The organism is Thalassovita litoralis, assembly GCF_900182725.1.
GTDB lineage: Bacteria > Pseudomonadota > Alphaproteobacteria > Rhodobacterales > Rhodobacteraceae > Thalassobius > Thalassobius litoralis.
On the sequence record NZ_FXTO01000010.1, the window covers coordinates 26,005 to 39,578 of the forward strand.

Annotated in this window: 12 protein-coding genes; 6 read left to right on the top strand and 6 right to left on the bottom strand. The window is 60.5% G+C overall.

Going from position 1 to position 13,574, the window contains the following annotated elements:
- Window positions 1-19 precede the first annotated feature (19 nt).
- Window positions 20-712 (top strand): glutathione S-transferase, encoded by a 693-nt coding sequence (locus tag FN828_RS09660; RefSeq protein WP_142493202.1) that lies wholly within the window; start codon window positions 20-22, stop codon window positions 710-712.
- Between the two features lie 59 nt (window positions 713-771).
- On the top strand, window positions 772-2,289 hold the full coding sequence (locus FN828_RS09665) for a YifB family Mg chelatase-like AAA ATPase (protein WP_142493203.1): 1,518 nt from the start codon (window positions 772-774) through the stop codon (window positions 2,287-2,289).
- Here FN828_RS09665 and FN828_RS09670 read toward each other — a convergent pair.
- Genes FN828_RS09670 through rsmI form a run of 4 tightly spaced genes read right to left on the bottom strand, consistent with a single transcriptional unit; the run spans window position 2,264 to window position 5,435 of the window.
- Window positions 2,264-3,151: an alpha/beta hydrolase gene (locus FN828_RS09670; RefSeq protein WP_142493204.1), complete on the bottom strand. Its 888-nt coding sequence runs from the start codon at window positions 3,149-3,151 to the stop codon at window positions 2,264-2,266. The two genes, FN828_RS09665 and FN828_RS09670, sit on opposite strands and share 26 nt — an antisense overlap.
- Window positions 3,148-4,083, bottom strand: a complete 936-nt coding sequence (gene gshB / locus FN828_RS09675; protein WP_142493205.1) for a glutathione synthase — start codon at window positions 4,081-4,083, stop codon at window positions 3,148-3,150. Before gshB ends, FN828_RS09670 begins: the two co-directional genes overlap by 4 nt.
- Window positions 4,084-4,140: 57 nt before the next feature.
- On the bottom strand, window positions 4,141-4,566 hold the full coding sequence (locus FN828_RS09680) for a YraN family protein (RefSeq protein ID WP_142493206.1): 426 nt from the start codon (window positions 4,564-4,566) through the stop codon (window positions 4,141-4,143).
- A 14-nt stretch (window positions 4,567-4,580) separates the two neighbouring features.
- Window positions 4,581-5,435, bottom strand: a complete 855-nt coding sequence (rsmI, locus tag FN828_RS09685) for a 16S rRNA (cytidine(1402)-2'-O)-methyltransferase (RefSeq protein ID WP_408033800.1) — start codon at window positions 5,433-5,435, stop codon at window positions 4,581-4,583.
- Window positions 5,436-5,523: 88 nt separating this feature from the next.
- Between rsmI and FN828_RS09690 the strand changes: the two genes are divergently transcribed.
- The 3 genes from FN828_RS09690 to murJ are packed head-to-tail and all read left to right on the top strand — an operon-like array spanning window position 5,524 to window position 11,012.
- Window positions 5,524-6,699, top strand: coding sequence for a penicillin-binding protein activator (locus tag FN828_RS09690; protein ID WP_142493208.1), 1,176 nt, complete (start codon window positions 5,524-5,526; stop codon window positions 6,697-6,699).
- A gap of 15 nt (window positions 6,700-6,714) precedes the next feature.
- Window positions 6,715-9,471, top strand: a complete 2,757-nt coding sequence (locus FN828_RS09695) for a [protein-PII] uridylyltransferase (protein WP_142493209.1) — start codon at window positions 6,715-6,717, stop codon at window positions 9,469-9,471.
- Window positions 9,468-11,012: a murein biosynthesis integral membrane protein MurJ gene (murJ, locus tag FN828_RS09700; protein WP_142493210.1), complete on the top strand. Its 1,545-nt coding sequence runs from the start codon at window positions 9,468-9,470 to the stop codon at window positions 11,010-11,012. Before FN828_RS09695 ends, murJ begins: the two co-directional genes overlap by 4 nt.
- Before the next feature lie 56 nt (window positions 11,013-11,068).
- Here murJ and trxB read toward each other — a convergent pair whose 3' ends face one another.
- A complete protein-coding gene (gene trxB, locus FN828_RS09705) occupies window positions 11,069-12,010 on the bottom strand; it encodes a thioredoxin-disulfide reductase (protein WP_142493211.1) in 942 nt (313 codons plus the stop codon).
- Window positions 12,011-12,232: 222 nt separating this feature from the next.
- Here trxB and FN828_RS09710 point away from each other — a divergent pair, with 222 nt between their 5' ends.
- Window positions 12,233-12,733: an Lrp/AsnC family transcriptional regulator gene (locus FN828_RS09710; protein WP_142493212.1), complete on the top strand. Its 501-nt coding sequence runs from the start codon at window positions 12,233-12,235 to the stop codon at window positions 12,731-12,733.
- A gap of 41 nt (window positions 12,734-12,774) precedes the next feature.
- Here FN828_RS09710 and FN828_RS09715 read toward each other — a convergent pair whose 3' ends face one another.
- The gene (locus FN828_RS09715; protein WP_142493213.1) at window positions 12,775-13,530 is read right to left on the bottom strand and encodes a Hint domain-containing protein; all 756 of its coding nucleotides are present in this window, start codon (window positions 13,528-13,530) and stop codon (window positions 12,775-12,777) included.
- Window positions 13,531-13,574: the final 44 nt, after the last annotated feature.

The following is a 13,574-nucleotide window of genomic DNA, read 5'->3' on the forward strand; positions in this document are numbered from 1 at the left end:
TATTCAGAAAGGGCAAAGCATGAGTTACGAGCTATTCATCGGGGACAGAACTTTTTCCAGTTGGTCCTTACGCGGCTGGTTGATGTTTGAAAAATTCGGCCTGCCCCACACCGTCCATATGGTTGGGCTGTATGATGGCACGATGGCGCAGGATTTGGCCGATCTGGCCCCGGCCCGTCTGGTTCCCGCCATGCGCACCCCCGATGGGATCGTTGTGGGGGAAACGCTGGCGATGGCCGAAACGCTGGCGGAACGCCACCCGGACGCCGGGCTGTGGCCCACCAATCCCGCCGCGCGGGCGCTGGCGCGCTGGCTGTCGGCGGAAATGCACGCCGGGTTCGGCGCCTTGCGTAGCGCCTGCCCGATGCAACTGCTGCACCAATATGATGGCTTTACCCCCAGCGATGCCGTGCTGGCCGACCTGACCCGGATCACCGAGTTGTGGACATTGGCCCGCACCCGCCACGGCGCGGATGGCCCTTGGTTATTCGGACGCTATTCGCTGGCTGATGCCTTCTATGCCCCTGTTGCGGCGCGGATTGCGGGGTATGATTTGCCGGTCAGCGATTTGGCGCAGGATTATGTGCAAACCACATTGGCCGATCCGGCCTTTTGCGAATGGCGGGCAATGGGGCTGACCAAATCCTATGATCCGGTCCCCTATGCGATGGACCTGCCAACGCGCCCGTGGCCCGGTCCCGACGCGCGTTAACCATTCCTCAATCTTCCTGCGGCTAAGGTTCCGTTAACCTTGGTGGAAGGGGATCAAACATGGTGGCGCGGGCCTATACCGTCGCGTTCGAGGGCGTCACCGCCCGCCCGGTCGAAGTGCAATGCGCCGTCAGCCCCGGTATGCCCGCGTTTTCCATCGTGGGCCTGCCGGACAAAGCCGTATCAGAAGCCCGCGAACGGGTACGGTCGGCGCTGGCGGCGATGGCCATTGCCCTGCCTTCGAAACGGATCACCATCAACCTATCCCCCGCCGACCTGCCGAAAGAGGGCAGCCATTTCGATCTGCCCATCGCCCTTGCCCTGTTGGCCGCGCTGGAAATCATCCCCAAAGACGCCGCCGAAGGCACCACCGCATTGGGTGAACTGTCGCTGGACGGGTCTTTGGTGCCTGTGATCGGGGCGCTTCCTGCGGCAATGGCCGCCGCCGAAGCGGACAGGATGCTGCTATGCCCCAGCGCCTCGGGGGCCGAGGCTGCATGGGTCGGGGCCTGTCAGGTGATCGCCCCCGCTGGTCTGGCCGAAGTGGTCCGCCACTATACCGGCCAATCCCCCTTGCCCCCCGCACAACCGGGCGAGGTCACATCTGCCCTGCAATCCCGCTGTCTGCGCGATGTCAAAGGACAGGAACGCGCCAAACGCGCCTTGGAAATCGCCGCCGCCGGGCGGCATCACCTGATGCTGGTCGGCACGCCCGGATCGGGCAAATCCATGCTGGCCGCCCGTCTGCCCGGCATCCTGCCCCCGCTAACGGCGGCAGAGGCCTTGGAAACCTCGATGATACATTCGCTGGCCGGGCTGCTGGACGAAGGCGGAATTTCCCGCACCCGCCCGTTCCGCGAACCGCATCACACGGCCTCGATGGCGGCGATTGTTGGCGGCGGACGTGGGGCAAAACCCGGCGAAATCAGTCTGGCCCACAATGGCGTACTGTTCATGGATGAATTCCCGGAATTTCCGCGGACCGTTCTGGAAACCCTGCGCCAGCCCATTGAAACAGGTCAGGTCATGGTGGCCCGCGCCAATGCCCATGTGAAATATCCCTGCCGTTTCATGCTGATTGCCGCCGCGAACCCCTGCAAATGCGGGTATCTGTCCGATCCCGCCCGCGCCTGCACCCGCGCCCCGATCTGCGGACAGGATTACATGGGCCGGATCAGCGGCCCGCTGATGGACCGTTTCGATCTGCGGGTCGAGGTGCCGCCGGTCGCCTTTACCGATCTGGATTTGCCGCCTTCAGGGGATCGTTCTGCCGATGTGGCCGCGCGCGTGGCACAGGCCCGCGCCATACAGGCGGATCGGTATGCCCGCGACGGCGCGGCCCATCAAAATGCCGATATCGAAGGGGCGTTGCTGGAACGGGTTGCGACCCCGGACAATGCGGGCAAGAATTTACTGGGCCGTGTGGCCGAACGGTTCAGCCTGTCGGCACGGGGGTATCACCGCGTCTTGCGCGTGGCCCGCACCATTGCCGATCTGGATGGCGATGACGCCGTGCGCCGCGCCCATGTGGCCGAAACGGTATCTTTCCGGCTTAGCGCGCAACCTGACGCGCAATAGCCGCCGCAATCCGGCGCAAATCCCGGTCCGCCTCTGGCGCAAACCGCCAGAAAAACGGCCAGACATGTGGCAGATCATGGCCGTGGATCAGATCGACCGCTGCGCCCTGCGCAATCAGCCGTTCCTGCAATCGCAAGGTATCATCTTCCAGAATCTCTGTATCACTAACCGCCAGCAACACAGGCCCGACCCCGCTGAAATCTGCGAATAAGGGCGAGGCATGGGGATCATGCGGGGCTGCCCCTTGCAAATACATGTCGCGCAATTCTTCCAGCCGCGACACAGGCAGCATCACATCCGCCCGCGCATTACGCCGGATCGACGCCCCGGCAAAGGTCATATCCGTAAAAGGCGACAGCGCATAGGTCAGCGCCGGTTGCCGCATCCCCGCCGCATTGATTTGTGACAGAAGCGACAGCGCCAATCCGCCACCGGCACTGTCACCGCCCAGAATGATCGGACCCTGCACCTGATCACACAGGGCGCGATAGGTGGTCAGCGCATCCTGTACCGCGGCCGGGAACGGATATTCGGGGGCCAGTCGGTAATTTGGTAAATAAACGGGCAGCCCGGTCAATTGCGACAGCCGCCCCAGCATCCCCCGATGGGTCCGGGCAGACCCGAATACATAAGCCCCACCATGAAAATGCAGGATTGCGCCGGGGCCGTCCCCCTTGATCCGCAACGCCGACACCCCGTTCAGGTTCACCCGTTCGGATTGCGTGCCGCGTGGGGCGCGAAACAAAAGCCGCGCCTTGCGTTCAAAACTGTCCCGCACCTCTACCGGGTCCTGAACCCGCGCCAGATACCGTTTTTCTGTCAGGCGCAGGCACAGGTTCAGCAGATGGCGGCGCAGGCTCACGCCCGTTTTGCCTCGATCGCTTCCCAAATCAGTTTCGCCGTATTGGTGCCGTCGAACCGTTCCAGTTCCTGAATCCCCGTGGGCGAGGTCACGTTGATTTCCGTCAGATAATCACCGATCACGTCAATCCCCACGAAAATCTGGCCTTTTTCTTTCAGCCGCGGGCCAATCGTGGCGCAGATTTCCAAATCGCGCTCTGTCAGCCCGATCTTTTCAGGCCGCCCGCCCACATGCATGTTGGACCGGGTTTCCCCCGCCTGCGGCACACGGTTGATTGCCCCCACGGGTTCGCCATCCACCAGAATAACCCGCTTGTCCCCCTTGCTGACCGCAGGCAGATATTTCTGCACAATCAGCGGTTCGCGCGAAAACCCGGTGAACAGTTCATGCAAGGATGACAGGTTCCGGTCGCTTTCCGTCAGCCGGAACACCCCCGCCCCGCCATTGCCATACAGCGGTTTCAGGATCACATCGCCATGTTTTTCCTTGAACGCCCGGATCGTCCCCAGATCACGGGCAATCGTGGTGGGCGGCATCAATTGCGGGAAATCCAGAATCATCAGCTTTTCAGGATAGTTCCGCACCCAAAACGGATCATTGACCACAAGCGTCTTGGGATGAATCCGCTCTAGCAGGTGGGTCGTGGTGATATAGAACATATCAAACGGCGGGTCCTGCCGCAGCCAGACCACATCAAATTCGGACAGATCCACCACCTGTTCTTCGCCCAGCGCGTAATGATCCCCCTCGACCCGCTGCACGGTCAGCGGCCATCCCCGCGCGGTGACACGGCCTTCTTCATAGGCCAGCTTGTCAGGTGTGTAATAAAACAGCTCGTGCCCACGCGCCTGCGCCTCCAGCGCGATACGGAACGTGCTGTCAGCGTTGATGTTAATCGGCCCGATTGGGTCCATCTGAAAGGCGATTTTCATGCGCAGTCCCCTTGGTTGCTTGCCCCTTACATGGCGCAAGGTGTGGGGGGAGGCAAATCAGAAATGCCCAAACGCGTTTTCAAGGATCAGTATCCGCCCTGTCTGGTCGCAACAGGCCAGATCAAAACGCAGGTCCGTCAGCCCCCCGTCCGGTTCATGGATCAGGTATTCTTCGGCCGCTTTGTGAATGCGTTTCATCTGGGCTGGGCGTAAATGAGAAATTGCCGTATCCAGATCGCGGGATGCTTTGACTTCGACAAAAACCAACACCGGGCCATCGCGCAGGATCAGATCAATTTCCCCGGCTTTCCCCCGCCACCTGCGGCGCTGCACATCGGCGCCGCGCCGGATATATTCCCGCACCACCTGATTTTCCGCTGCCTGTCCAAACAGGTACGCCCGCGCCCCCCGGCGACGACGGGCCACGCCCGGCCCGGCAACAACAGAACCGGCACCACAATCACCATCGAAAAAATCCGGCATGGATCGTCATCCCGTCAGGGGGCCAGTTTCAGGGCCAGTTGATAGACCTGCCGCCGGGGTAATCCTGTCTGCTGTGCCACCTTATCAGCCGCATCCCGGACCGTTCCATCAGACAAGGCTTGCTTAACCAATTCTTCTAAGTCCGATTCGCTAATATTCGGTAAACCCGGACGGTCAATCAGCACCACGATTTCACCTTTCAGCGCCCGTTCAGCGCAGATATCGGCCAATTCAGACAGTGGCGCGCGGATCACCTCTTCGAATTTCTTGGTCAACTCGCGGCAAACAGCGGCCTCACGTTCGGCCCCCAGCACCTCGGCGGCATCGCGCAGCATCGCCGCAATGCGTTTGGGTGATTCGTAAAACACCAGCGTTCCCGGCACGTCCTTCAGCCCCCGCAGCGCGGTTTTCCGCTGACCGGAACTGTTGGGCAAAAATCCGTTAAAGAAAAACCTGTCTGTCGGCAGCCCGCCCACAGTCAGCGCCGTAATCACCGCCGACGGGCCGGGCGCGGATACCACCGGGACCCCTTCGGCGCGGGCGGCGCGGGCCAGATCAAACCCCGGATCGGCCACCATTGGCGTTCCCGCCTCGGACCCGTAGGCCACCGATTTCCCCTCGGCCAGCAAGGCCATGATACGCGGGCGCATCTGGCTGCCATTGTGATCGTGATAGCTCAAAACCGGACGATCACGCAGCGCCACGCCGTGAATATCCATCAGCTTGCGCAGGCTGCGCGTATCCTCGGCCACCAGTACATCGGCAGAGGCCAGAATATCCAGCGCCCGCAGCGTAATATCCCGTGCCGTGCCAATCGGCGTGGCAATCAGGTACAGGCCCGGCAACAACGAAGCAATTTGCGGATTCAACACTGGACCCCTTCCACACGGTGTCTATTATCGGGCCTTGAAAACCCAGGGCATCATACCGCCCGCCCAAAGGGAGTAAAACCTTTCGATGCTTGCCATTTTATCTGCACCCCGCAAATTGATCGCCTATGTATTCGCGGCGCTTAGCCTGATCGTGCTATCCGCCTGTGAGCCCCTGCCCGGTGGCGGCGGTCCGCTGATCAATACCCAAACCCCTGTACCCGTTGCCCTGTTGGTGCCACGCGGCGGGGGCAATTCCGGGGATGATATTCTGGCGCAAAGTCTGGAAAATGCGGCCAAGCTGGCGATTTCCGATCTGGAAGGCGTGAAAATCGATCTGCGTGTTTATGCTACCGCTGGCGATCCCGGCACCGCGCAATCGCAGGCTATCAAAGCCGTGAACGATGGCGCGAAAATCATCCTTGGCCCGGTTTACAGTGCCGAAGCCAACGCCGTGGCTGTTGGTGTCGCCTCCAAAGGCGTGAATGTCCTGTCGTTTTCCAATAATGCCACGGTTGCAGGTGGAAACCTGTTCATTCTTGGTCCGACCTTTGACAACACCGCCAGACGGCTGGTGCGCTACGCCGCAACTCAGGCCAAGGGCAATATCGTGATTGCCCATGACACCAATCTGGCCGGGGAACTGGGCAAAAACGCCATTCAAACCGCAATCGGCCAAACCGGCGGTACATCTATGTCGGCGGCTGTGGGCTACGAGTTTTCGCAACAGGGCGTGGTTGCCGCAATCCCGCAAATCCGTCAGGCTGTCCAGAACGGCGCGGCGAATGCGCTGTTCCTGACCGCCAATACCGACGGGGCGCTTCCCCTTGTCACACAGCTATTGTCCGAAGCCGGGGTAAACCCGCAAACCACCCAGTATATCGGCCTGACCCGTTGGGACGTGCCGCCGCAAACGCTGGAACTGCCCGGCGTACAGGGTGCATGGTTCGCCATGCCCGACCCCACCATGACCCAACGCTTCAGCAGCCGCTACGCACAGGCCTATGGCGGGCAACCCCATACCATTGGCGGGCTGGCTTATGATGGCATCGCAGCCATCGGCGCGCTGGTGAAGGCCGGACACAGCAATGCACTGACCGGCGCGGCGCTGACCCAAGGGGCCGGTTTCCAAGGGGTGAACGGCATATTCCGGCTGTTCAACGATGGTACGAATGAACGTGGTCTGGCTGTGGCCCAGATCCAGAACAAGCGGGTCGTGATCATTGATCAGGCCCCGCGCAGCTTCGCCGGCGGCGGGCTTTGACACAAAGAACGAGTCATGAAAGACATGCCTGAAGCGCCGGACAGCCTGATCTGTCCGGCAACTGACATTTTCAACGCCCCCCATGTGGATCAGCAAATCGCCGACGCCACCGCGGGCCTGAAAGACCCAACCGACATTCGCGCCGTTGTGGTGCCGATCCTGATGCAAGCCCGCAAGGACGGGATGGACGCCATCGCGGCGGCCTTTGCCGATCAGCCCTTTGCGGCGCGCCCCACGACCCGCGCCTATACATGGCTGACCGATTGCATCGTGGTCACGGCGATGGATGTCGCCACGCGGCTGTTATCCCCGGCAGCGCCGAACGAGCGGCTGGCGCTGATTGCCGTGGGGGGATATGGGCGGGGGGAAATGGCCCCCTATTCCGATGTGGACCTGCTGTTCCTGACCCCGCAGAAAATCACCGAATGGGCGGAAACCGTGATCGAATCCATGCTGTATATCCTGTGGGATTTGCGGCTGAAGGTCGGTCATTCCTCGCGCACGGTCAAAGATTGCATTCGCTTGGGCAAAGAGGATTTTACCATCCGCACCGCCCTGCTGGAACACCGGGTTCTGACCGGGGATCATGCGCTGGCCAAGGAACTGGACCAGAAACTATGGTCTGACCTGTTCAAAAACACCGCCCCCGAATTTATCGAGGCCAAGCTGGCCGAACGCGACGCCCGCCATATGCGGCAGGGGGGGCAGCGCTACGTTGTGGAACCCAATGTCAAAGAGGGCAAGGGCGGTCTGCGCGACCTGCAATCGCTGTTCTGGATTTCCAAATATCTGCACCGCGTTCAAAACACCGAAGAACTGGTCCGGCTGAAAGTCTTTACCGCCGACGAATACCAAACCTTCATCCGGGCCGAGGATTTCCTGTGGGCCGTGCGTTGCCACCTGCACCTGATCACCAAACGCGCAGCGGATCAGCTGACCTTCGATCTGCAAGTCGAAGTGGCAGACCGCATGGGCTACAAGGACAAGGGCGGGCGCCGCGCGGTCGAACATTTCATGCAGGACTATTTCCGCCACGCCACTGCCACCGGCGACCTGACCCGCATTTTCCTGACCAAACTGGAAGCAATGCACGTCAAAAGCGGCCCGCTTTTGGAACGCATCTTCCGCCGGACCCCCAAAACCAAACCGGGTTACAAGGTCATCCATAACCGTCTGGCCGTGGAAAACGAAAAGAAGTTCCTGTCGGACAAAATGAACCTGCTGCGCCTGTTCGAAGAAGGCTTGCGCACCGGGATGCTGATCCACCCCGATGCCATGCGTCTGGTCACGGCGAACCTGCATCTGATCGACGACGACATGCGCACCACGCGCGAAGCGCAGCGCATTTTTCTGGACCTGCTGCTGAAACACGGCAACCCGGAACGCGCCCTGCGGCGGATGAATGAGCTGGGGATTCTGGCCGCCTTTATCCCCGAATTTGAACCGATCGTGGCGATGATGCAGTTCAATATGTACCACCATTACACGGTGGACGAACACATCATCCAGTGCATCAAGGTACTTAGCGAAATCGAACACGGCGATCTGGTCGAAGAATTGCCGGTTGCCAGCAGCATTCTGGAAAACGGCGTCAATCGGCGCGTGCTGTATATCGCCCTGTTACTGCATGACATCGGCAAGGGCCGGGACGAGGATCACTCGGTCCTTGGGGCGCAAATCGCCCGCAAGGTGGCCCCGCGTCTGGGGCTGAACAAGGTGGAATGCGAAACCGTGGAATGGCTGGTGCGGTATCACCTGCTGATGTCCGACATGGCGCAAAAACGCGATCTGTCGGACCCCCGCACCCTGCGCGATTTCGCCAAGGCCGTGAAAAACCGCAAGCGGCTGGACCTGCTGACAGTGCTGACTGTCTGTGACATTCGCGGTGTCGGGCCGGGGACGTGGAACAACTGGAAAGCCATGCTGCTGCGCCAGTTGCACCGTGAAACCGCGCAGGCATTGGAACACGGGCTAGAGGAACTGAACCGTGAAAACCGCGGTGCCGAAGCCCGCCGCCAGTTGCGCGAAGCCCTGGATGGTTGGGACCCGGCCGCCCTGCGCCACGAAAGCGGTCGCCATTATGCCCCCTATTGGCAGGGCTTAGATACCGCGACACAGGTGATTTTCGCCAACCTTCTGCGCGATATCCCCGATGACGAGGTGAGGATTGACCTGCATCTGGACGCGGACCGCGATGCCACCCGCGCCTGTTTCGCGCTGGTCGACCATCCCGGCATCTTTTCGCGTCTGGCCGGGGCACTGGCACTGGTCGGGGCCAACGTGGTCGATGCCCGCACCTATACATCGAATGACGGGTACGCCACGGCTGCATTCTGGATTCAGGACGCCGATGGCCACCCCTATGAACAGGCCCGCCTGTCCCGTCTGCGCCAGATGATCCTGAAAACCCTGAAGGGCGAGATCGTGGCGACCGAAGCCATCAAATCACGCGATAAGATCAAGAAACGGGAACGCGCCTTCAAGGTGCCGACCTCGATCATGTTCGATAATGAAGGATCGGAAATCTACACGATTATCGAGGTTGATACACGCGACCGCCCCGGCCTGCTGTTCGATCTGACCCGCACGCTGGCCAATAACAACGTCTATATTGCCAGTGCCGTGATTGCGACCTATGGCGAACAGGTCGTGGATACGTTCTATGTCAAAGACATGTTTGGGCTGAAATTCCATTCAGCCGCCAAGCAAAAGGCACTGGAACGCAAACTGCGCGAAGCCATCGACAAAGGTGTTGAAAGGGCGATTTCGTGAAACCCATCCGCCTGCTTTCGGGCTTTCTGACGGTCGGGGTCTGGACCTTGGCCAGCCGCATTCTGGGCTTTGTCCGTGATGCGATCATTCTGGCCTATCTGGGCACCGGCCCGGCATACGAGGCCTATGTCGTTGCCTTTCGCCTGCCCAACATGTTCCGCCGCTTCTTTGCCGAAGGGGCGTTCAACATGGCCTTTATCCCAATCTTTTCCAAGAAACTGGAAGGCGGCGAAGATGCCGAAGGCTTCGCCGCGCAGGCCTTTGCCGGGTTGGCCTCGATCCTGATCGTGCTGACGCTGGTGGCGCAACTGGCGATGCCGTGGCTGATTTATGGTCTGGCCTCGGGGTTTGCAGGGCAGGAACAATTTGGTCTGTCGGTGGAATTTGCCCGTGTCGCCTTTCCCTATATCCTGTTCATTTCGCTGGCGGCGCTGCTGTCGGGGGTGCTGAACGCGCTGGGGCGCTTTGCCGCCGCCGCTGCTGCCCCGGTTCTGCTGAACGTGATGCTGGTGGGCATGATGGTTGTGGCCGCCCTGACCGGCGGCGATGTGGCCCGTGCGCTGATCTGGACCATCCCGGCGGCAGGCGTGGCGCAATTGGCGCTGGTCTGGGTCGCGGCGCGCAAGGCGGGGTTTCACATTCACCTGAAACGCCCCCGTCTGACGCCAGATATGCGCCGCCTGATCCGCGTCGCCATCCCCGCCGCACTGGCCGGGGGCGTGGTGCAGGTCAACTTGCTGGTGGGTCAGCAGGTCGCCAGCTATTTCGATCGTGCCGTGGGGTGGTTGTATGCGGCGGACCGGCTGTATCAACTGCCGCTGGGTGTGGTTGGCATTGCGATTGGCGTGGTGCTGTTGCCCGATCTGTCGCGCCGCCTGAAGGCCAACGATCAGGATGGGTCGCGCAACGCCCTGTCCCGCGCAGCCGAGGTATCGCTGGCCCTGACCATCCCCGCCGCCGTGGCCTTGATCGTGATCCCGCTGCCACTGGTTTCCGTGTTGTTCCAACGCGGGGCCACAACAGCGGATGACAGCGCCGCGATTGCGATGGCCGTGGCGATCTATGGCCTGGGGTTGCCAGCCTTCGTGGTGCAGAAAATCCTGCAACCGCTGTTTTTCGCCCGCGAGGACACCCGCCGCCCGTTCAACTATGCCGTTGTGGCGATGATCATCAACGCAGTGGTGGCAATCGGGCTGGCCCCGGTGCTGGGCTGGATTTCCAGTGCCATTGCGACCACGCTGGCCGGTTGGGGCATGGTTGCGCTGCTGTCCATCGGGGCGCGTCCCTTTGGCGATGTGGCGCGGTTCGATACCCGTTTCCATCAGCGCATATGGCGCATCACCGCCGCCTCAGCATTCATGGGCGCGGTGCTGTGGGCTGCAATGGCGTTGCTGAACCCGTTTCTGGGCATGGCGGGGGTCCGGTATCTGGCACTGGCGGCCCTGATCCTGCTGGGCATGATCAGCTATTTCGGCGCGGGTCAGGTGATTGGCGCGTTCCGCCTGTCCGAATTCAAACGCAACCTGCGACGGGGGGGGTGATCCCTCCCGCCGCTTATTTCCTGCCGTTCCCTGAGAACGGCGAAATGGCTCGCGCTTCAGTCCTGCGCGGCCAGCCAGTGTTCGGCATCCAGCGCCGCCATACAGCCCATCCCGGCAGAGGTGACAGCCTGACGGTATTTGTGATCCGTCAGATCGCCCGCCGCAAAAATGCCAGGGATCGAGGTTTCTGTTGAGCCGGGCTTCACCTTGACGTAGCCGCCGTTATGCAGATCCAGAACGTCCTTCACCAACTCGCTGGCGGGGGCATGGCCGATGGCGACGAAAACGCCCTTGCAGGGGATTTCCGATACTTCGCCGGTTTCCACATGTTTGACGCGCACGGCGGTGACGCCTTTGGGGTTATCTTCGCCCACGACCTCGTCCAATACATGATGCCACAGCGGTTCGATCTTTTCGTTTTTCATCAGACGGTCGATCAGGATTTTTTCCGCTCGCAGTTCGTCGCGGCGGTGGATCAGCGTCACCTTGCTGGCAAAATTGGTCAGGAACAGCGCTTCTTCTACTGCGGTGTTGCCACCACCGATGACCACGATTTCCTGCCCGCGATAGAAAAATCCGTCACAAGTGGCACAAGCCGAAACGCCAAAGCCCTTATAAGCATCTTCCGACGGTAGCCCCAGCCATTTGGCGCGGGCGCCGGTGGCCAGAATAACCGCATCCGCCGTGTAAACCGTGCCACTGTCACCCGTCGCCGTGAACGGTCGCTTCGATGTGTCCAGATTGGTGATAATGTCGCCCACGATTTCACAGCCCATTGCCTGTGCGTGTTCCTGCATTTTGATCATCAGGTCGGGGCCTTGCACCTCGGTGAAGCCGGGGTAGTTTTCAACCTCGGTGGTGGTGGTCAACTGGCCGCCGGGTTCGATCCCCTGCACCAGAATGGGGGACAGCATGGCGCGGCTGGCGTAAACGCCAGCGGTATAGCCAGCCGGACCAGAGCCAATAATCAGAACTTTGGTGTGACGGGTTTCGGACATGGGAACCTCTTTTCGCGGTGATTGCGTTGGCAACGGATATAATCCCCACATGGCGCGGCGAAAACCCCCTTGGGTGTGGAGTGCGGCCTTGTTGCGGTTTCTGGGGCGTGGTGGAAAATTGGGCAAAACTGTAAGGAAAATGTAACGATCTTGCGGCTACGCGAAATAATATTGCGCACGGAAAGAGGGTGTTATAAGAAACCGTTCCATAGGAGGATAATTATGCCAACCTCGCGTCTTGATCCCATTGATCGCAAAATTCTGGCCGAGCTTCAGGCGGACGGTCGCATGACCAATGTCGAACTGGCCAAACGGGTCGGGATTTCCGCGCCGCCATGCCTGCGCCGGGTGCGTACGCTGGAGGAGGCGGGATTTATCCGGGGCTACCACGCCAAGGTTGATTCGCGCGAACTGGGGTTCGAGGTTCAGGTTTTCGCAATGGTCGGCCTGCAAAGCCAGGCCGAAGTCGACCTGAGCAAGTTTGAACAGCGGTGCCGGGATTGGCCACTGGTTCGTGAATGCCATATGCTGAATGGCGAGGTGGATTTTATCCTGAAATGTGTGGCACCTGACCTGAGTACGTTTCAGTCTTTCCTGACGGAACAACTGACTGCGGCGGAAAACGTGGCAAGCGTGAAAACCTCTTTGGTGATCCGCTGTGCCAAGGACGAGCCGGGCGTGCCCTTCAGCGTGATGGAAGAACGCCTGAACCGGACCGCCTGACTGCGGTCAAACGGTCCAGAACGCGACAATCCACGCCGTACTTAATACAGTTGACCGCACATATCCTGCCAGTCATCGCTGCGGGAATGGGCCAATGGGCCAAAATCCGACAGCGTTGCAACATGCGGGAACATGTTCAGAAAAACGCGCAACATATCCGGCCCCAACAATTCAGCCTTGCAGCCGCGCGGATGATAGGATTCCAAATGCAGCCCTTCTGCCAATAGCGTGGCGTGACGGGGCAGGCAGATATGAAACACCCGTGTTGGTGCGGGCGGGGTCAGTTGAAATACCCCATCCCCATCAACCATATCGGCCACAGGAACATAGGCAGCATCCGCCCCTTCCCCACGCAATAGACGCGCCCCCGGACCAAGGATCATATCCACAACGGGCCGACCGATCCCAAAGCGGTCCGCCATGATACGGACCAACCGGGATTGTTCCGGCTGATCGACCGGCACGTTGGGGATAACCTGCATCGAACCAATCCACAGCACGGGAAGGGGACCGTACTCTAGCGTTTCGACGGCCATGCCGGGGATCAAATCCTCGACAGCGCAGGGACCTTCTGGTGTTGTTAACAACAATCCCCGGCCAAAGGCCGAAAATGCCGCTTCAAACAATGGCAAAGCCGGGGCCACCAGTTGCCGATGCGCGGGAAGGTTGTCTTCATCCAGATAAGCCAGATCATAACGACGGGTCACAACCGGCCTGCGCGCCACACCCAGACGGGCATCGCGACCAGAGAGAGAAGGACGAGCAACCACGTCATAGACGGGGGCAAACTTATTCATGTACGCACCTTTCCAGGTTCGTCACATCCGCGTCGGCCCCCACC